This window comes from Dolichospermum sp. DET69 (assembly GCA_017355425.1).
Lineage (GTDB): Bacteria > Cyanobacteriota > Cyanobacteriia > Cyanobacteriales > Nostocaceae > Dolichospermum.
This window is the reverse complement of the sequence record CP070233.1, coordinates 3,878,270-3,897,693: the sequence shown is the minus strand read 5'-3', so window position 1 is coordinate 3,897,693 and position 19,424 is coordinate 3,878,270. Positions and strand designations below refer to the sequence as shown.

Here is a 19,424-nt window from a genome sequence, read left to right as displayed (position 1 = left end):
AATTGGGAGAGGTTAAGCAAATAAAAAGGTATTCCAATAGAGTTGGAGTGCCTTTTTTATTTTCATACCAGCCAGTATAAACTGTTAAATTTTAAAAGTCAACACAAAGCAAACAATTTCTGTTATAAGTATTTATACTTATTGACATTGCAAAATCCAGAGACGACTATAGAGCTATAGATGTATAGCAAAACAACAACGTAATTTATGATAAGCAAGAAAGATATTGAGCAACGTCTACAGGATTTAGATTGGACGCTTTACCGTCTAGCAAAAGAATTTGCGGAACTTCGTGCTAATCGTACAGGTGCAAAAGAAGTCCCTCCTGCGTCGCGTTATCATACTTCCCTTGGTAAAGCTATAGATAATCCTGGTGCATCCAAACTAGAAACCATTGAAGATATTGTTCAGGTTCTCAATGGAGAATTCACTATCTTATGGGAAGCGGGAAAAGTAGTTACTATTCGACTAGAAGAGGAAACTTTAGAAGCGTTAAAACAGAGAGCAGAAAATGAAGGGAAGACTATTAACGCTATAGCTAAACAACTATTATTACAAGCACTTTCAGGACTTCCTTCGCAGAAGTCGAAACAAGTTACTAATTTGGTAATGGCTGAAGAAGCTAAAATTCGTCGTTCTTTTCATCCTATTATTGCATCTGCTTATTCTGCCGTACATCAATGGTTAGGAGAAATACCAGACGCACAGGGATATAAAGAACTTAATTATTCAAAAGATATTTTACACTGTTTAGAAAAAGGAGATTTAAAAAGTACAGCTTTTCAGTTTTATAGTTTATTCCCCCGTTATTATTTTGAATCAGTTCATATTTTAGATAGTGTGATTGAATCGAATAGATTACTTAATAGATTGAGATATCATCCACGCATTTATTTATTAGATGTTGGTTGTGTAATGGGTGCTGCTACGGCTGCTTTTATTGAAAAAATCTTAACTTTACCAAAAGATGATATTACATCTAAAAAAATAGAAATCATTAATGTAGGTATAGATCCAAATATTTATGGTTACGCTATTTATCAGAAGTTTATGCAGGAATTACAAGAGAAGATTAACCCATTTAATATTACCTTAGATTTTAAAGCAATTAATCAGCCTCTTGCACCAGCAATTCTAAGCACTATCAGCCACTTACAAAATAAATTAAATGATGAAAATGCTTCTGTAAAAGCTTTATCTAATCTTTTTATCATGCAGCTTGATTTAGCTTCATCTATTAGTCAAGATGACCTTTTACAAAAAGAAAGAAATAAAAAACTTAAGGCTTTAGGATTAGCACCAGAAATTGATACAGATATAGAAAAAGAATTTTGGCAAGATGAAGCACTTTCTTTTAAACGGTTATTAGAAGAAGTACCTATTGAAAATCTACATTTAACGACTATAGGGACAAAAAAATTAGAACAATCTTTGAAACAAATAATTCAAGCTAGTGATATTAATGAAGGAATCAATGCTATATGTACGGCTTTTGATAAATTCATGGGTAAACATAGAATTTCTTATGTAATGGAAGGTAAACAAGCCGTTGATTTTGAAAATCCTGCTGGTAGTTATTGGTATGAACAAAATAAATTAAATCATGCTGATCAATTTAATGCTGTTTGTCAAACTATCAAAAATAGTGAACTTGAAGAAGATAATGAATGGAATAAATTGATTAGTTTAGACAATATAGAACTAGCTTGGGTTAAAGCTAGAAATAATATCTTTAATGAATCTTTTTATGATGAGGTGGAAATCCGGTTGTTTGAAAATAATTTGGATGAAAATTTACAGATTCTTATTGATAACTTAGTTGATAAGTTATATTCAGATAAATTGCTTCCTTCTGGTCAAGATATTGACTATAAATTTGTCAAAAGTAGATCAAAAGGTCGTCCAAAACAGTTAACTCGTTTAGAAGAAGAAATATTAGCAATTGCTATTTTGCAAACTATTGGAAAGAATAAAGACTTTGATTTTTATTCCTATCAACTAAAATTAGAACAGACAGAAGATTTATATGAAAATTACTTTCCTAGATATACTAAGTTTTTAAAAGCATCAGAAGAAAGTGCTAAAAGTTGTCCCAAAGGTGCTGTTTTAAGAACTGACATACAAGAATATTATAAACAAGTTATTCAACAACAGTTACTTGATATTACTATAACAGAACTAGAAATTAGAAGTGACCGTATTAAATGGTTACTTACTAAAATTATGAAACAGAATTTGAATAATGGACATGAAAATGGTAGCGGACTTAAACAAGGAACTCTGACATCAGGTTTTTATGCTAACTTGTATCTGAAAGCAATTGATGATTATTTTGCTAATGAACCAAAATGGAAACATAAAATCAATTTTCATCGTTATGTTGATGATATTATTGCAGTTGCTCCCAATGGTAATGATATTGAAAAATTTGAAATAGAATTAATAGAGAAACTCAGCAATCTAGGACTAAAGCTTAACAAAGAGAAAACAGAACATTATAAAAAGATATCTGATTTCTTACCAAGTACGGAATTAGATGATCATTTAAAGGAACTGAATAAAAACTTTAATTCTATGCTTGTTTCTTTATGGATAATGGATCATGATTATCGCACTGAATTTGAGTTAGCTAATAGCAGTCATGATGATCAATCATGGTGGAAATTCATAAAATTATATCAACATTGTTTATATTCCCTGGGAATTTATGTCACAGAAATCAATTTGAGTCGGAGAATATATCAAAAATTAAATTATAAAAAATCAAACAGTAAAGAACAATTAGAATTTCCATCTTTTCCTACAGATGATAACTTTATTATTATTTCTCAATGGAGTATTCAATTTCAAGAATTGAATCGCACTTGGATTTATCAGAAAAATCAGATTAAGTCTCAAGTTGTTAATCTATTTAAGGAAAGTTTAAAAAATCTACAAGAAATTATAGCAATTATCAAAGATAAAGGTCATTCTATCAGTGAACAAGAAAAGCGAAAATTAAATATAAACAAGAGAAAATCAGAAACTAGAATCAGAACATCTGTAAATAAATTGCTAATTCTAGGATTTGATCAAGTTTGGGAAGAACTCATTTTTGTCATTTGTGATTTATTCGTAATTCGTAACTTACTAGATGTAATAATTGCTTTAGCTTCTCAAGGACATAGAGATGCTATTAAGCAATTATGGCAATATTATCAAAATAGTAACATAGCAACTGAAGAATCTAGTGAATATGTTCGCGCTATTTTACTTGAATCATTGCGTTTTTTGCCAATACTAAAATTAGCAGGTTGGGAATTAATATTTACCTCTGCAACAGCAGCTAAATCTGATATTGAAAAGCTGAAAGCAACAGAAACTTGGCTTTATTTAGGACATCTTGCAAAACCTTATGTACAACCGCAACATCTTCAAAGTATTGTCAATGCTTTAAAAAATGATCCTCCTCCATTTACTCGACTCAAGAAAAACTACATCTTGATTTTGGGAATGTACAATTACGATTTACTAGATAATATTCCACTTTCTAATGAAGAGAAAAATGATTATTTAATCAAAGATGCTCTGAAACTTGCAGAATCAGGAAAAGTTTCTGAACTGTTTAAAGAAATTGAACCAGCAAGAGTTAGACAATATTACAACCCGAAACAAAAATCAGCTACTAAAGATAAACAATATTCACTCTAATAACAATTATGATTTCCCAAAACCAACCCAACTCAGAACAAATCAAAATCATCAACCACACAAAAGGAGCATTATTAATATTAGCTCCTGTGGGAACTGGTAAAACCTGCGTTTTATCATCAAGAGTTGTCAAAGCAATTGAAGAAGGTATTCCTCCCGAAAAAATCCTCTGTCTAACTTTCACTAACCGCGCAGCTAAAGAAATGAAAAAACGGTTAGCAGAAATGTTTCCTCAACAATTTCGCTATATCACAATTAAAACTTTTCATAGTTTATGTACTTCTATCCTGAGAATAGAAGCGAGAAATATTGGTTTACCAGCAGATTTTGTAGTTTATGATGATACTGACTGCTTAGGAATAATTAAAGGTATTTTTCGATTCCGTGACGATAAAAAAGCTCAAAAGCAATTATCAAAAATAGCAGATTGCAAAACTAAAGCGATTCATTTACAACTATCTCCTAATTACCCTCCAGAAAAATTATTTGCACCATTAGGAATAGATAATGCAAAATTAGCTAGTAAATATCAAAACCTATTACAAGAACGTCATGCTTTAGATTTTTCTGATTTAATATTCTATGTTCGTTCCTTGTTTTCTGATTATCCAGAAATAAAAAAAAGATGGGAAGAACGTTTTGATTTTATTCAAGTTGATGAAGTTCAAGATACTCATTTATCTGAATATGAAATTGTCAGATGTTTAGCTACTCGAACTGGGAATATTGCCATAATTGGAGATTTAGACCAAACTATTTATGAATGGAGAGGTTCAGAACCTGAACAAGTTGTCAGTCAATTTAAACAAGAGTTTCAACCGCAAGAATATTCTCTCACTTGGAATTATCGCGCTACTAAAACCTTACTAAATACGGCTTCTGTTTTTGCTGATTCTTTTGAAACACGACATACAAAAATAACTCCTGCTCCCAGTTGTAAAAATGGTGAATTAATTCCTATTTATACAGCAAAAAATGAGGAGGATGAAGGGAAATGGATTGCTCAACAAATTCGAGATTTAGCTCAAAATAATCCTGATTTTCTATATAATCGAGTTGCTATTTTGACTAGAAATCATAATCGTAGTAATCTAATTAGTAGCATTTTAGAAAGATTGAATATTCCCTCTGTCACAGTTGAACAACATCAATTTTTTGCTCGTCAAGAAATTAAAGATGCTCTTGCTTATTTACGGTTAATTATCAATCCTTTTGATACAACTGCAATGTTGAGAATGTTACTGCGTCCTAGTCGGGGAATTGGTAATGTTACTCTAAATCATATCATTAAAGAAGGTGAAAATTGTGGTTTTAAATTAACGGATATGGCATCAACACAAACTTTTATTGATGGTGATCCTTTTAGTAATTTAATTACTGCTTATGATTCGGGAACAATTATTGTTTTTGATGTAGAAACTACAGGACTTTTAGCTGGTAAAGATGAAGTAATTGAAATTGCAGCAATTAAATTAATCAATGGTGAGATAAAATCAGAATTTCATTATTATATAAAAGATACTGTTCCTGTAGGAGATTCAAAACGAATACACGGTTATAGTGATGAATTTTTAGCAGCAAATGGCAAAAATGCAATTGATGTATTTACAGAGTTTCTAGATTTTATCCAAGATGCTTTTTTAATAGGACATAATCTCGGTTTTGACATTAAAATGATTATAGCTGATGCTCAAAAATTAGGTTTATCAACTCCGCAATTTCAATGGGGAGATACCTGGGATTTAGCAAAACGTTTTATTCAAGCAGATAATTATAGTTTAGAAAATTTAGCAACTAAATTAAAACTAAATCAATTTCCAAATCATAGTGCTATTAATGACACCCGTGCAACTGTAGAATTATTAGCAATTCTCATTCCTTTAGTTAAACATCGTGCTGATTATCGTCAAGCATTAGTTTACCGTTATGGAAAAGGATTTGAAAATTTAGCTGATGATATTCAAAGTTGGAAAAATACCAGTCAAAAATTACGTCCAGCAGATTTATTAGATAAAATATTAATTGATTCTGGTTTATATGACTATTATGAAAATCATGAACCACAAAAATTAGAAAACCTCAAACAGTTAGTAAAGATATTTCAAGAACAGGATGATTTAGTATTACATCCTGATACAGCACTCAGAAATATCATAGAATATACGGCATTATCAAAAAATTTAGACCAAGTTTCTGAGAAAAATAATCAAGTTTTAATCATCACAATTCATCAATCAAAAGGTTTAGAGTTTGATACCGTCTTTATTGCAGGTATGTGTGAGGCAGAATTTCCGACTTACTACAGTTTACTAGATCATAAAGTAGAGGAAGAAAAGCGGTTATTTTATGTAGCTTTAACCAGAGCAAAAAAACAGTTATTTATCTCCTGGTTTCTCAAAGATTATAAAAATGAACCGAAGTCCAAAAGTCAGTTTATTGGTTCATTACCTGCTGAGTATTTAATTGAAAATACATTCTCTAGTAGCTAATAAAATGATTGTCATATCAAATTAAGATTAAGCTGCATAGAATAAGATTTCTAGAATAATTAAACGCAGATAAACACAGATAAACACAGATGAATTCATGGATTTTATGATTCTGTGCAGCCTCACATAAAATTGCCTTCTTATATTGTAAAATTAAACTAATAACCAAAAAAGTGGGGAATTATGTCAGATTTACGCGAAAAATTGCAACAAAATCTCGATGAAGCAGAATGGGAGTGGTTAATTCCCCATGTTCAAAAAGATGCGGTAATTGTGGTGACAGAGAATTTGGATTTATTAGATGTGGGAGAAGCGATCGCTAGTGATAATATTCCTTCAGTGCAACATTGGATAGATGAGCAATTGTTAGCGAAACCTACAGTAGATCAAGTAGGAGAATGGAATCTTAACCGGAACAAGCGATTTAATGCTCTGATTGTTGAACCTTACGTCATCATCAAGGAAATAGCCACTGTTTAAAAGGGTGATTTATTTACCAATACAGAACCTACTAAAAATCCGATCTAATACTGATTCTGTGACTTCTTCACCGGTGATTTCTCCTAATGCTTGAATTGCTCCTCTTAAATCAATTGTCCAAAAATCCAAGGGTAATTGATCGGTGATTGTAACTTGTACTTGGGCTAAATCGCCTTTTGCTTTTGTTAAAGCTGCTGCTTGTCTTTGATTAATTGCTAAATCCATATCAGCGGCTTGAACTTTTCCTTGTTGCACTATTTCTAAAATCGCTGTTTCTAAACTATCAATTCCTTGATTTATCGCTGCGGCTGTGACGATTTTAGATTTAGGATTTTCGATTTCAGATTGGAGTATTTTACTTTCTTCTGGGGAAATTAGATCAATTTTATTAATTACTAAAATTACGGGACGGTGTTTTACTTGTTCATAAATTTCTTGATCTGCGGGAGTCCAACCTGCACCAGCATCAATAGTAAATAATACCAAATCAGCGGCATTAGCAGCACGACGCGATCGCTCTACACCAATCTTTTCTACCTGATCTACTGTTTCCCGAATCCCGGCTGTATCTAACACTTGGACGGGAATTCCCCCGACAACTAACTGGGATTCTACCACATCGCGGGTTGTTCCCGGTAAATCTGTGACAATAGCGCGATCGCTCTGACTCCAAGCATTTAATAAACTCGATTTTCCCACATTTGGCCGTCCCACTATCGCCACTTTTAAACCAGTTCGCAATAATTCACCTTGATCTTTTGTCGCTAATAATTTGCTAATTTCCGCCGTTACTTGATCAATATCTGCAATAATTCTTTGTTGGTCTAAAGGTGGTAAATCTTCTTCAAAATCAATTCTAGCTTCAATTTCTGCCAAGATATCTAAACAATTAGCTCGTAATTTGCGGATAGGTTGGGCTAATTTACCCTGTAATCCAGCTAAAGCCGTTTGAGCAGCTTGAGGTGATTTTGCTCCTACTAAATCTGCTATACTCTCCGCTTGGGTTAAGTCTAATCTGCCATTTAAAAATGCTCTTAATGTAAATTCTCCCGGTTGGGCTAATCTTGCGCCATTTTCTAAGCATAGTTGCAATACTTGTTGCACTGCCATAATTCCCCCATGACAATGGAACTCTACCACATCTTCACGGGTAAAAGACCGGGGGGCTTTCATAATCAATAATAAGGCTTCATCAACAATTTGCTTGGTTTGGGGTTGACGAATATAACCATAAAGAATGCGGTGACTTTCCCAAACTTGTCGCCCTGGGGGATAAAATAGAGTTTGAGCGATCGCCATGGCCAGATCACCAGAAACCCGCACAATACCTACACTACCTTGTTGAGGGACAACAGCAGTAGCGATCGCCGCAATAGTTCCCGTGTTAGCTAATAATTCCGACATGAGGCATTTTTAATTATATATTTATTCTTTTCCGACGATTGGAAATCGCCCAAGGCTAAACAATAGTAAAATTTATTTGTCAACTAAAAACATATTAGAGAGGAATTAATTGTGGAGCAAAAAATTAACTGTGCTGAAGCCTGTGTTAACGGGTGTGTTTTAGGGGATAAATGTCCCAATATTGAGTTTAGAGAAGCAACTGCAAAATTTATTGAAGAAACTTCTTTAGACAAAATGCTGGAAATAGCAGAAGAAAGATTGCGGAAAAAAATATCAGAACCACCAAAATGGGTGTTTCCAGAAGATTCTTAAATGGAATTGGGATTAAGAAACTTATATCAGGGAACAGGGAATAGGGAACAGAGTTAAAATGAATGAAATTAGATTAGTTAGCAGCAAAGTAGTGAAAGCAAAAGCCCAAGAATTGGGATTTCACGAAGTGGGTATTGCTGCTGTCAGTGATTTAGAGCCGACAGAGACACAAAAATTGCAAGATTGGCTAAAAATGGGTTATCACGCTGACATGGAATGGATGAAAAATCCCAAGCGTGAAGATATTACTTTAGTTATGCCAGAAGTGCGATCGCTCATATCTGTAGCTCTAAATTATTATACTCCCCATGAACGTCCCCAAGGTGATGAATACGGCAAAATTTCCCGTTATGCCTGGGGTCGAGATTATCATAGAGTTCTGCAAAAAAAGCTCAAAGAATTAGCTATTTGGCTAGAATCTCTAGGCGAAAATGTGAAAACGCGTTATTATGCAGATACAGGGCCAGTTCAAGATAAAGTTTGGGCGCAAAAAGCCGGTATTGGTTGGATTGCTAAAAACGGGAATGTGATTACCAGAAAATATGGTTCATGGGTATTTTTGGCAGAAATATTAACTAATATAGAACTAGAGAGCGATCGCCCATCAACCCAACACTGTGGAACCTGTACCCGTTGTCTGCAAGCTTGTCCTACAGGTGCAATTACTGAACCCTTTGTAGTAGACGCTAATCGCTGCATTGCCTATCATACTATCGAAAATCGGGCAGAAGAATTACCACCAGACATTACACCTCATTTACAAGGATGGGTAGCAGGTTGTGATATTTGTCAAGATGTTTGTCCCTGGAATCAACGATTTGCTCAAGCAACTGATGTCACTGATTTTCAACCCTATCCTAGTAATTTAGCTCCGAAGCTAGTAAAATTAGCTGAAATATCAAATCAGGAGTGGGATAAAACATTCACAGCATCGGCCTTGCGGCGCATTAAACCAGAAATGTTACGACGTAATGCTCGCGCTAATCTTGACAAATCCAAGCATAATAATGACCCAGAAAGTAATAATTTTTGATTTTGATGGGACGATTGCTGATACAGTAGATGCTCTTGTAACTATTGCCAATCGTTTAGCCCTGGAATTTGGATATGTTCCCATTAATTCCCAAGAACTAATTCTCCTGAGAAATCTCACAGCCAGAGAAATCATTAAATATTCTGGTGTTTCCCTATTCAAAATTCCTTTTATGGTTAAAAGAGTAAAAGGAGAATTAAAACATAAAATCCCAGAATTAAAACCTATTGATGGAATTAACGCCGCATTAATAGAACTCCATAATCAAGGTTATCACTTGGGAATTATTACTTCTAACTCTCCAGAAAATGTTAACGAATTTCTCAAATGTCATAATTTAGATTATTTGTTTAATTTTATTTGTTCAGGAGTAACTATTTTTGGCAAAACTACAATTATTAATAATGTACTTCGGCAAAAACAGTTCAAACCAGAAACAGTAATTTATGTAGGAGATGAAACTAGAGATATAGAATCTGCCAAAAAAGCAAATATCAAAGTGATTGCAGTCAGTTGGGGTTTTAATTCTTCTGAAGCTCTAAGTAAACAAAATCCAGATTTCTTAATTCATCATCCTAGCGAACTACTAGATGCAATTAAAAGCTATTAAAAAATGTAGGGTGGGCAATACCCACTAAAACCCAACAACTTTCCGAAAATGTTGGGTTAAGAGTCGCTCAATCCAACCTACGATTTTCCTTCAGAGGATGTTTTAAAAGTCTCTCATGGTGTATCAAATATTGTTTTACCCCTCCACAAGTCTTCTAGAGTTGCCCCACAACGTTTAGATCCCCCCAACCCCCCTTAAAAAGGGGGGCTAAATTCTTCAAAGTCCCCCTTTTTAAGGGGGATTTAGGGGGATCGGATAACGTTTAGCATCCTGTCTAGAGATGTGTGTACACCGTAGCATTAGAAAGGGGAGGGGACTTGATTTGCTGTTATCCCCCCTTTCCAAGGGCTACGGTGTACACACAAGTCTTCTAGAGTTGCCCCACAACGTTTAGATCCCCCCAACCCCCCTTAAAAAGGGGGGCTAAATTCTTCAAAGTCCCCCTTTTTAAGGGGGATTTAGGGGGATCGGATAACGTTTAGCATCCTGTCTAGAGATGTGTGTACACCGTAGCTTTCCAAGGGGGAACTAAGGGGGGTAAGTAATCATACCTGATATCACTTTATGGCTACGCCACGCTATGCCTGATGCCTCCGGCTCCCGCAGGGCTACGGCACACTTCGTGAACGCTATCAAACAACCTCTAACACCAAACAAATTGCTTTCTATTCTTCTTCTTCTTCTAAATCAATTTCTTCCTCATTGCCATGATCTTCATGGGCTTGAGTGACAGAATTAGCAGAAACTACAGCACCCTTATCTAGTTTTTCCAGAACTTGTTCTTGAATTTTCGCAGCAAATTCTGGTTTTTCTTCTAAATATTTAATGGCGTTATCTCTACCTTGGGAAACGTTTTCACCATTGTAACTATACCAAGCACCTTTACGAAGGAGAATACCAGTTTCTTCGGCTATGTCTACTAGACAACCGAGGGTAGAAATTCCTTTACCAAAGATAATATCAAATTCGGCAATTCTAAAAGGTGGTGCAACTTTATTTTTAGCGACTTTGACTTTGACACGATTACCAAATTCATCAGTACCTTTTTTCAAAGTTTGAATTCTGCGAATATCCAAGCGCACGGAAGCGTAAAACTTCAGCGCATTACCACCCGTTGTAGTTTCGGGGCTACCATAAGTGACACCAATTTTTTGCCGCAACTGGTTAATGAAAATAACTGTGCATCCAGATTTACCGATATTACCAGTAATTTTGCGTAAAGCTTGGCTCATTAACCGCGCTTGCAAACCAATGTGAATATCCCCCATATCCCCCTCGATTTCAGCGCGGGGAACTAGGGCGGCTACAGAGTCAATAACGACAATATCGACAGCAGCAGAACGCACAAGTTGATCAACTATTTCTAATGCTGATTCGCCATTATCTGGTTGGGAAACAAGTAAGTTTTCAATATCTACGCCTAAAGCAGCGGCGTAGGTAGGATCTAAAGCGTGTTCAGCGTCTACAAATGCGGCAATACCGCCATTTCTTTGGACTTCTGCAAGGGCATGGAGGGCAACGGTAGTTTTACCAGAACTTTCTGGTCCATATATTTCGATTACCCGCCCTTTGGGTAAACCGCCACCCAAGGCCAAATCTAGGGTAAGCGCCCCGGTGGAGATTGTTTCTACCCGCATTCGGGTAGCATCACCCAGGCGCATAATTGCTCCTTTTCCGAAGGTGCGCTCAATTTGTCCAAGGACGATATTTAAAGCTTTTTGCTTGCCTGAAGTCTCAGTATTAGTATTAGCTGCCATTCCTGCCTCTAAGTATAGGATTTTGAAAAATTGTGGAAGAGTTTTAATAGAACGGATATACTATCATACCCGAAAACTGTGCCAAAAGGAATGTTTACAAACTAGGTTGGCCAGATTCTCACGCGATCGCTGAAGAATTATAGCATTTTAGATTTTGGATTGTGAAAGACTGACCATACAAGCCATTCATTTTTATATCTATCGTCATCGGCAAGGCAAATTGGTATAATTTTGGCAATGGATAACAGCAGTCTGGTGAATATACAACTATGGAACGAGTTATTAAAAGTGGTCTGGGTTGGCGCATAGGTTGGAATCCAGATGCAGCGGAATTTAAAGCATTAGTGGGTACAGATGATTGGGCAATAGAATTAACAGAAGCAGAATTAAATGAGTTTTGTCGCCTTTTCAATCAGCTTGCAGATACCATGAAGCATCTAGCGACAGAATTAATGGATGAGGAAAAAATTGCCTGTGAAGCCGAAAGCGACTTATTATGGATGGAAGTAGCAGGTTATGCTCATGCCTACAATCTGCGCTTTATCCTCAATACAGGACGGGGGACAGAAGGTAAATGGGAAGCGGGAGCCGTGTCCGAATTATTGCCAGCAATCGGAATGTTAAAAGTTTTTTGAAAAACCCCTTGCTATTTTTCTTAACCTTGTGATATATTTAAAAGAGTGAATTAATTCATTTTATTAGATATCCAAATTTGGAATCATCCCCTCTCCAAAAGTCTAATATTTCAAGTTCACATTTACGGGGCGTAGCGCAGCTTGGTAGCGCGCTACTTTGGGGTAGTAGAGGTCGTGGGTTCGAATCCCGCCGCTCCGATTTATAAAAATTTTAATAATTAATTGTGTATTCTGCTCAATTCATAGAAATGTTTGAGTTGTTTACCAAAAAACTGGGTTTAAAGCCCCGTCATAAAAGGACGGCTTTTCTTTAACTTTCTGATTAATTCTCTAAGTACATCATTTTGAGTCCGACTTGTTTCTTGGCAATACTCTACAAGTATGGTGTATTTCTCTTGGGAGGATCTAATTGTTAATTTTTTTATGCCGTCATATTGCCATGAGTTTATGATATAATAGTAGCATGAATTCACTAAAGTTTAAGCTGTACGAACACAAAAGGAATAGACACCTCAAACGGATGATCAATGCCTCCGGGGTGATCTATAACCATTGTATTGCTCTGCATAAACGGTATTACCGAATGTGGGGCAAACACTTAAACTGTGCCAAACTACAATCTCATATTGCCAAATTAAGAAAGCGTAATTCATTTTGGCAATCAGTAGGTTCTCAAGCAGTACAAGATATTTGCCAACGGATTGAGAAAGCCTATCAATTATTTTTTAAACACAATAAAAAAGGAGTCAGACCACCAGGTTTTAAAAAAGTTAAAAAATACAAATCATTTACTCTTAAACAAGCTGGTTATAAATTTTTGGGTAGCAATAGAATTAAAATTGGCAGCCGAGTTTATCAATTTTGGCAATCCAGAGAAATAGAAGGAAAAATCAAAACATTAACCATTAAGCGGACACCACTAGGTGAATTGTTTATGGTTATTGTAATTGATGATGAGTCAGAATCAGGAATTAAATCAACGACTGGTAAAATAGCGGGGTTTGATTTTGGACTCAAAACATTTCTAACTGGCTCTGATGGAACTTCAATTGATTCTCCACAGTTCCTAAAGCAATCTCTAAATGCTATCAAAAAAGCTAGTAGAAATCACTCCAAAAAACAAAAAGGCTCACATAATCGTGAACGAGCTAGAAAGAACTTAGTTCGTAAATATGAGGATGTTTGTAACCGCCGAAGTGATTGGTTTTGGAAAATAGCTCATAAGTTAACAGATAAGTTTGATGTTTTATGCTTTGAAACCTTAAACCTCAAGGGTATGCAACGTCTTTGGGGCAGAAAAATATCAGACTTAGCTTTTGGAGAATTTCTACAAATACTAGAATGGGTAGCTAAAAAGAAAAAGAAACAAGTTGTTTATATAGACCAATGGTATCCATCTAGTAAAACTTGTTCTCATTGTGGGCAGATTTTAGAAAAGCTGGATTTATCTGTTAGACAATGGCGTTGTCCATCTTGTAATTCCGTAAATGGAAGAGATGAAAACGCCGCTATAAATATTCAAATGGTTGGGGCATCAACCATTGGGTTAGGTGATGTTAGACTGGCTACGCCAGCAATTGCTGTTTGACCCCAGAATCCCCACGCCTTTAGGCTGGGGAGTATGTCAACTGAAATACTGCTTTTGGTAGTTTTATATCTCTCCAGATGTGGGGATATTTTAAGTACAGTCTATTTCATGCAAGCTATTACAAATCGAAATTGATTGCTATATGTAGCAGGGAACAGGTTTAAAAGTCTCTTGCTATATGGCTTTGTCATTAAATTTTGTACTTCATTTACCTGATATCTGCTGTATGTCTGATCACAACTGGAAATTTATAAGACTAATTTTATCTTGGCAAGGTTTATTTACTGTAATTTTTACTAATTGTTTATTGATTTTCAATCTAGTTACTGAACCAGCTATTGCTCAAAAAAGACAGGATTGTTCGGTATCATTAAAAGCAACTCAAGAAAAAGAAAACTTGCGCTTATTAGCTTTTAGAGGCAATAAAGATGCAAAAAGTCGCTATCAAAAACTCCTTAAACAGCATACAAAAGAATTACAAAAGTGCCGCAGTCAGACTTGGCCAGAAACTCAAGCTATTTGGTTACGCTTGTATCCCTGTGATACCCAACCGGGGCTAGTTGATCAAATTATGGATCGTATTGTCAACCAAGGCTATAACCAAGTTTATTTAGAAGTATTTTATGATGGGCAGGTACTCTTACCAGCAGCCACTAACCCAACTGTTTGGCCTGCTGTAGTTCGCACTCCTGGTACAGAAAAATTTGATTTATTAGCCTTAGCCATTCAAAAAGGGCAACAACGCGGTTTAAAAGTTTATGCTTGGATGTATACTAATAACTTCGGTTTTACTTATGCTCAACGTAAAGATAGACAAGATGCGATCGCTCGTAATGGCAAAAATCAAACTAGCTTATCTGTAGTAGAAGATAGCTCTCAAGTATTTATTGACCCCTACAACACCCAGGCAAAAACTGATTATTACCTTATGGTGCAGCAGGTTGTGCGCCGCCGTCCAGATGGTATCCTCTTTGATTATGTCCGCTATCCCCGTCAGACTGGTACTGATTCTATTGCTACCAAAGTTCATGACTTATGGTTATTTACCCCTGCTACTCAAGAAGTCCTATTTCGCCGCGCTAAAAATTCCAAAGGGTTAGAATTAATTCGTCGGTTTCTCACTAGGGGCTATGTAAGCGCCGGCGACATAGCAGAAGTTGATAAACGCTATCCGCAAGAAGATGAACCATTATGGGAAGGGCGTATTCCTCAAAAAAAGCAGAAATCTCTGCCTTCCCCAGGGGAAAAACAGCGAGTTTTGCAATTAGATTTGTGGTTACTCACGGTTGCTCACGCTATGCAAGGTATCTTAGATTTTGTGGCTTTAGTAAGTTACCCAGCTAAACAACAAGGTATTCCTGCTGGAGTGGTATTTTTTCCCGAAGGTAATCAGGCTTTAGGACAAGGGTATGATTCCCGTTTACAACCTTGGGATAAGTTCCCCAAAACCTTAGAATGGCATCCCATGTCTTATGCAAATTGTGGTAATGCTAATTGCATTGTGGCACAAGTTCAACAGGTTTTAAAGATGGCGCAACCAGGGACAAAAGTCATTCCGGCTTTAGCTGGGAAGTGGGGAGAATCAATTAGCAATCGTCCATCTTTGGAAGTGCAAATGCAAGCTCTCCGGCAATTATCTCCTCAAATTAAAGCTGTTAGCCATTTTGCATATTCTTGGCAATATCCTCAAGATGATAATGAACGGAAATCTTGTAATTCTCGCTAAATTAAACAGAAACATCCCCCTAAATCTCCCTTAAAAAGGGGGACTTTGAAGAATTTATCCCTCCCTTTTTAAGGCTACGGTGTACACACATCTCTAGACAGGATGCTAAACGTTATCCGATCCCCCTAAATCCCCCTTAAAAAGGGGGACTTTGAAGAATTTAGCCCCCCTTTTTAAGGGGGGTTGGGGGGATCTAAACGTTGTGGGGCAACTCTAGAAGACTTGTGTGTACACCGTAGCTTTTTAAGGGGAGTTAGGGGGGATCTGAGAGTTTTTGATACACCACGAATGAATCTAATGTCTATTGTGACGTACTCCACACACTCCCTTTCAGGTGAGTGTGGGCAACGAGCGTGACTCCTAATCCGGACATTAACTGAGTAGGGGCGTATTGCAATACGCCCCTACACCGTGCGCCCCACGGTTCTTTAGTTTTGAGATTTGTTTTTTGTTTTGTAGGCTGCATTTGGAGCATTTAATTGGACTACACCTACTCTGGTCATAATCACATAAAATCAATATTTTGTTCGTTTCGTCGCTGTAGCCTTCTTTGTTTTCGCTACGCTCAAATACAATTTGGGCTACGCAACTCAACTCACGCGCATTCATCCCACGCTCCGGTATAGTGAGACGTGGGGCTTCTGCTGATTAAGCTAAATTCTAAATTCTCCTGTATTGTTGTATTTTTGTAATATTCCGATGACAACTGCGGGTATTTCTAAATGGGGAAGAATTCCTGTATCGGGTATTTCTTGAAAACTTTTAATTGCACCAGGATTTAAATTTGCTAATCGTCGTCCTAATTGCATATTTGTAAACTGTGCTTTTTCACCCCATAACATAATAGTGGGAATTTGAAGTTGTTGAATATATAAACTCAAATCGAAATAAAGATTTCCGCGTAAGAAGGACAAAGCCGCAAATTTGGCTTGGTATTTTTGTGCAGAACTTAGATAAGCTGACACCATTTCTTGAGTCACTCTTTCTGGTTTAGCAAAAAGAAAACTTTGCAAAAAGTTCCTGACTGCAATTTCATTTTCTGCACCCAAAGCATAAATTAAATTATCTACTAATGGGGTATTAATTAAAGAAAGTGGTAGTCTCCTGCCTGCACCTTCTCCAAAATCATTAAAGCCGGAAGGACAAACTAACAATAAAGCTTTGAATAAGTCAGGGTAAGTGACAGCGAGACGAATAGTTAAAGCCGCAGTTAGAGAAGATGCTATGACAGTTACAGGTTGATTACAAGTTTGAGTAATAAACTCAATAATTGTGGTTAAATAATCTTCAATTTGATAATCTCGCACGGGGTGAGCAGACTTTCCCCAACCAATTAAATCAGGGGCTAAAATTCGATATTTTGACGCATAAGCTGGGTAAATTTTTGACCATTCATAAGCGGACGCACCACCACCAAAGTTATGTAAAAATAACAATGGTGGTAAATCTTGATATGAGGCATTTTCCCAAGGGGTACTAACTTGGGTATAGTAAACCATTGTCCCTAAAGACGTATGAATGAATTTACTACCAAAACCAGGAGGTTGAAATTGTAGCATAATTAGGAAAGTGAATCTTTGGTAATTTGGACAAGTTGATTTATATTTTCACTACTAATATTATAAGCAGCCCCAAACCCAATAACAAAACGTCCTGTATTTGGTTTGAGTTGCAAAATCCGAAAATCTGGTAAGCTGCGTAATGTAGAAATCAATTCTCCAAAACGAATCTGAAATTTATCAACAATTTCCTGCCATTTTTCAGTTTCTCTTTCTACTAAACTTGCGGTACAATCAAAATTTAACCGCCGACGGGCAAAAATTTGTTTGGTTTTAGCTTCGTCGTCAATAAATAAAACACTTACATGAGGATGATTATGAATGTTTTGGGTGTGGATAGCTAGTCCACTTACATAAATATAGATGTTTTTGTCATTGTCCATGACAAATGGTGCATAACTAGCATTGGGAATCCCATCTTTACTGACGGTACTAATAATAATGCTGGTAAATTCTTCAGGGAATTTCTCATATTCAGTTTGGGCTTTTTCAAGTTGATTCATTATCACAATTATCCTATTTTATGGATATTATACCAAAGAAATCCAGATCCCCGACTTCTCAAAATCTTGTAGTGGGTACAAAAAATTGATACAATAAGAATAAAATGGTTAAATAGTCAATATGAGTAATAACAATCGTTCTCAATGGGATTTATGCAGGTTTCTCAAAACCCTAACTTATTTTGAAGTTTTTCCGCTTCTTAACTGGATACAAAAACTTTTTCAAGGTAGTCCTCAAGATCATCAAAATCAACCTAAAGAAGGAAGAAATATGGCTGTAATTCTCGTAGCTGGTGCAACTGGTGGTGTGGGTAAACGAGTTGTCAAGAAATTGTTAACACAAGGTTATCATGTGCGCTGTTTGGTTCGAGATATTGAAAAAGCAAAACCAATTCTAGGTGATGATATTGATTTGGTTGTTGGAGATATTACAAAACCAGAGACTTTAACAAGTTTAGTTATGGCTAATATTCAAGCTGTAATTTGTTGTACTTCGGTGCGTGTTCAACCTGTGGAGGGAGATACACCAGATAGAGCTAAATATAATCAAGGTGTGAAATTTTATCTACCGGAAATTGTGGGAGATACACCAGAAAATGTTGAATATCAAGGTGTGAAAAATTTAGTTGAAGCAGCCGGGAAATATCTGGTTTCTGTGGGGGAAAAACCCATATTTGATTTTACTAAACCATCAGATGAAATAAAAAATATCTGGGGGGCTTTAGATGATGTGGTTATGGGTGGTGTCAGTTCCAGTAGTTTTCAAATTAGGGAAAATACAGCAGTATTCACAGGTAATGTTTCAACTGCTAATTCTGGGGGTTTTGCTTCAGTAAGAACTAAGAATTTTTCACCATTAGTTGATTTATCTGGTTATCAAGGTGTGAAATTGCGGGTTAAAGGTGACGGTCAACGTTATAAAATATTTATCCGCACAGAGTCAACTTGGGACGGTGTTGGTTATAGTTATTCTTTTGATACTGTTGCTAATAATTGGCTAGATATTCAGATTCCTTTTACAGATTTAGTTCCGGTATTTCGTGCCAAAATTGTTAAGGACTGTCCACCAATGGATATTAGTAAAGTTTGTTCGTTGCAATTAATGTTGAGTAAGTTTGAATATGATGGGGCTTTAAATCCTGCATTTAATCCGGGGATTTTTGCGTTGGAAGTTGCATCAATTCAAGCCTATGGTGGGGAAACTTTACCTCAATTTGTATTAATCAGTTCGGCTGGGGTAACTCGTCCGGGAAGACCAGGAATTAATTTAGATGAAGAACCACCAGCGGTAAGGTTAAATGACCAATTGGGAGGGATTTTAACTTGGAAGTTGCGAGGGGAAGAAAGTTTAAAATCTAGTGGAATTCCTTATACAATTATTCGACCTTGTGCTTTGACGGAAACAGCGGGAGGGAAGGAATTAATCTTTGAACAAGGTGATAATATTCGAGGAAAAGTTAGCCGTGATGATGTTGCGGAAGTTTGTGTACAAGCAATTAAAGAACCAAAAGCCAGTAATCGTATTTTTGAAGTTAAAGAAAGTGATGTAATTGCTAATAATTTAGATTGGAACCGGCTATTTTCTTCTTTGCAAGCTGATAAGTGAAAATTGATTAATTATGGGATTTGTTGGGTTTC

The 19,424-nt window shown here is 36.1% G+C and carries 14 protein-coding genes and 1 tRNA gene; 11 read left to right on the top strand and 4 right to left on the bottom strand.

All coding sequences use genetic code 11. From position 1 onward, the window contains the following. Nucleotides 1-207: 207 nt before the first annotated feature. From EZY12_17805 to EZY12_17795, 3 genes are all read left to right on the top strand, one after another. Nucleotides 208-3,690, top strand: coding sequence for an RNA-directed DNA polymerase (locus EZY12_17805; GenBank protein QSX66633.1), 3,483 nt, complete (start codon nucleotides 208-210; stop codon nucleotides 3,688-3,690). An 8-nt stretch (nucleotides 3,691-3,698) separates the two neighbouring features. After that, nucleotides 3,699-6,179, top strand: coding sequence for a UvrD-helicase domain-containing protein (locus tag EZY12_17800; GenBank protein QSX66632.1), 2,481 nt, complete (start codon nucleotides 3,699-3,701; stop codon nucleotides 6,177-6,179). A 183-nt stretch (nucleotides 6,180-6,362) separates the two neighbouring features. After that, the gene (locus EZY12_17795) at nucleotides 6,363-6,659 is read left to right on the top strand and encodes a DUF2288 domain-containing protein (GenBank protein QSX66631.1); all 297 of its coding nucleotides are present in this window, start codon (nucleotides 6,363-6,365) and stop codon (nucleotides 6,657-6,659) included. Between the two features lie 9 nt (nucleotides 6,660-6,668). Here EZY12_17795 and mnmE read toward each other — a convergent pair whose 3' ends face one another. Continuing rightward, nucleotides 6,669-8,063 carry a tRNA uridine-5-carboxymethylaminomethyl(34) synthesis GTPase MnmE gene (gene mnmE / locus EZY12_17790; protein QSX66630.1) on the bottom strand — a complete coding sequence of 465 codons (1,395 nt, stop codon included), beginning with the start codon at nucleotides 8,061-8,063 and terminating at the stop codon, nucleotides 6,669-6,671. Nucleotides 8,064-8,174: 111 nt separating this feature from the next. Between mnmE and EZY12_17785 the strand changes: the two genes are divergently transcribed. Genes EZY12_17785 through EZY12_17775 form a run of 3 tightly spaced genes read left to right on the top strand, consistent with a single transcriptional unit; the run spans nucleotide 8,175 to nucleotide 10,018 of the window. Further along, on the top strand, nucleotides 8,175-8,375 hold the full coding sequence (locus EZY12_17785) for a hypothetical protein (GenBank protein ID QSX66629.1): 201 nt from the start codon (nucleotides 8,175-8,177) through the stop codon (nucleotides 8,373-8,375). A gap of 58 nt (nucleotides 8,376-8,433) precedes the next feature. Further along, on the top strand, nucleotides 8,434-9,408 hold the full coding sequence (gene queG, locus EZY12_17780) for a tRNA epoxyqueuosine(34) reductase QueG (GenBank protein ID QSX66628.1): 975 nt from the start codon (nucleotides 8,434-8,436) through the stop codon (nucleotides 9,406-9,408). After that, nucleotides 9,383-10,018, top strand: a complete 636-nt coding sequence (locus EZY12_17775; protein QSX66627.1) for an HAD-IA family hydrolase — start codon at nucleotides 9,383-9,385, stop codon at nucleotides 10,016-10,018. The genes queG and EZY12_17775 overlap by 26 nt, the downstream gene beginning before the upstream one ends. Nucleotides 10,019-10,683: 665 nt before the next feature. On the opposite strand, the gene recA is transcribed toward EZY12_17775, so the two are convergent. Then, nucleotides 10,684-11,775: a recombinase RecA gene (recA, locus tag EZY12_17770; GenBank protein QSX66626.1), complete on the bottom strand. Its 1,092-nt coding sequence runs from the start codon at nucleotides 11,773-11,775 to the stop codon at nucleotides 10,684-10,686. A 269-nt stretch (nucleotides 11,776-12,044) separates the two neighbouring features. Here recA and EZY12_17765 point away from each other — a divergent pair, with 269 nt between their 5' ends. From EZY12_17765 to EZY12_17750, 4 genes are all read left to right on the top strand, one after another. Continuing rightward, nucleotides 12,045-12,410: a DUF1818 family protein gene (locus EZY12_17765; protein QSX66625.1), complete on the top strand. Its 366-nt coding sequence runs from the start codon at nucleotides 12,045-12,047 to the stop codon at nucleotides 12,408-12,410. A gap of 125 nt (nucleotides 12,411-12,535) precedes the next feature. After that, nucleotides 12,536-12,609, top strand: a tRNA-Pro gene (locus tag EZY12_17760). A gap of 264 nt (nucleotides 12,610-12,873) precedes the next feature. Then, on the top strand, nucleotides 12,874-13,998 hold the full coding sequence (locus EZY12_17755; GenBank protein ID QSX66624.1) for a transposase: 1,125 nt from the start codon (nucleotides 12,874-12,876) through the stop codon (nucleotides 13,996-13,998). A 226-nt stretch (nucleotides 13,999-14,224) separates the two neighbouring features. Then, a complete protein-coding gene (locus EZY12_17750; protein ID QSX66623.1) occupies nucleotides 14,225-15,724 on the top strand; it encodes a family 10 glycosylhydrolase in 1,500 nt (499 codons plus the stop codon). Nucleotides 15,725-16,377: 653 nt separating this feature from the next. Here EZY12_17750 and EZY12_17745 read toward each other — a convergent pair. Together EZY12_17745 and EZY12_17740 are read right to left on the bottom strand one after the other, a co-directional pair. Continuing rightward, nucleotides 16,378-17,283, bottom strand: a complete 906-nt coding sequence (locus EZY12_17745) for an alpha/beta hydrolase (protein QSX66622.1) — start codon at nucleotides 17,281-17,283, stop codon at nucleotides 16,378-16,380. Nucleotides 17,284-17,285: 2 nt separating this feature from the next. Further along, nucleotides 17,286-17,786 carry a pyridoxamine 5'-phosphate oxidase family protein gene (locus EZY12_17740; GenBank protein QSX66621.1) on the bottom strand — a complete coding sequence of 167 codons (501 nt, stop codon included), beginning with the start codon at nucleotides 17,784-17,786 and terminating at the stop codon, nucleotides 17,286-17,288. A 121-nt stretch (nucleotides 17,787-17,907) separates the two neighbouring features. Between EZY12_17740 and EZY12_17735 the strand changes: the two genes are divergently transcribed. Next, the gene (locus EZY12_17735) at nucleotides 17,908-19,392 is read left to right on the top strand and encodes a CIA30 family protein (protein ID QSX66620.1); all 1,485 of its coding nucleotides are present in this window, start codon (nucleotides 17,908-17,910) and stop codon (nucleotides 19,390-19,392) included. The last annotated feature ends 32 nt before the right edge of the window (nucleotides 19,393-19,424 follow it).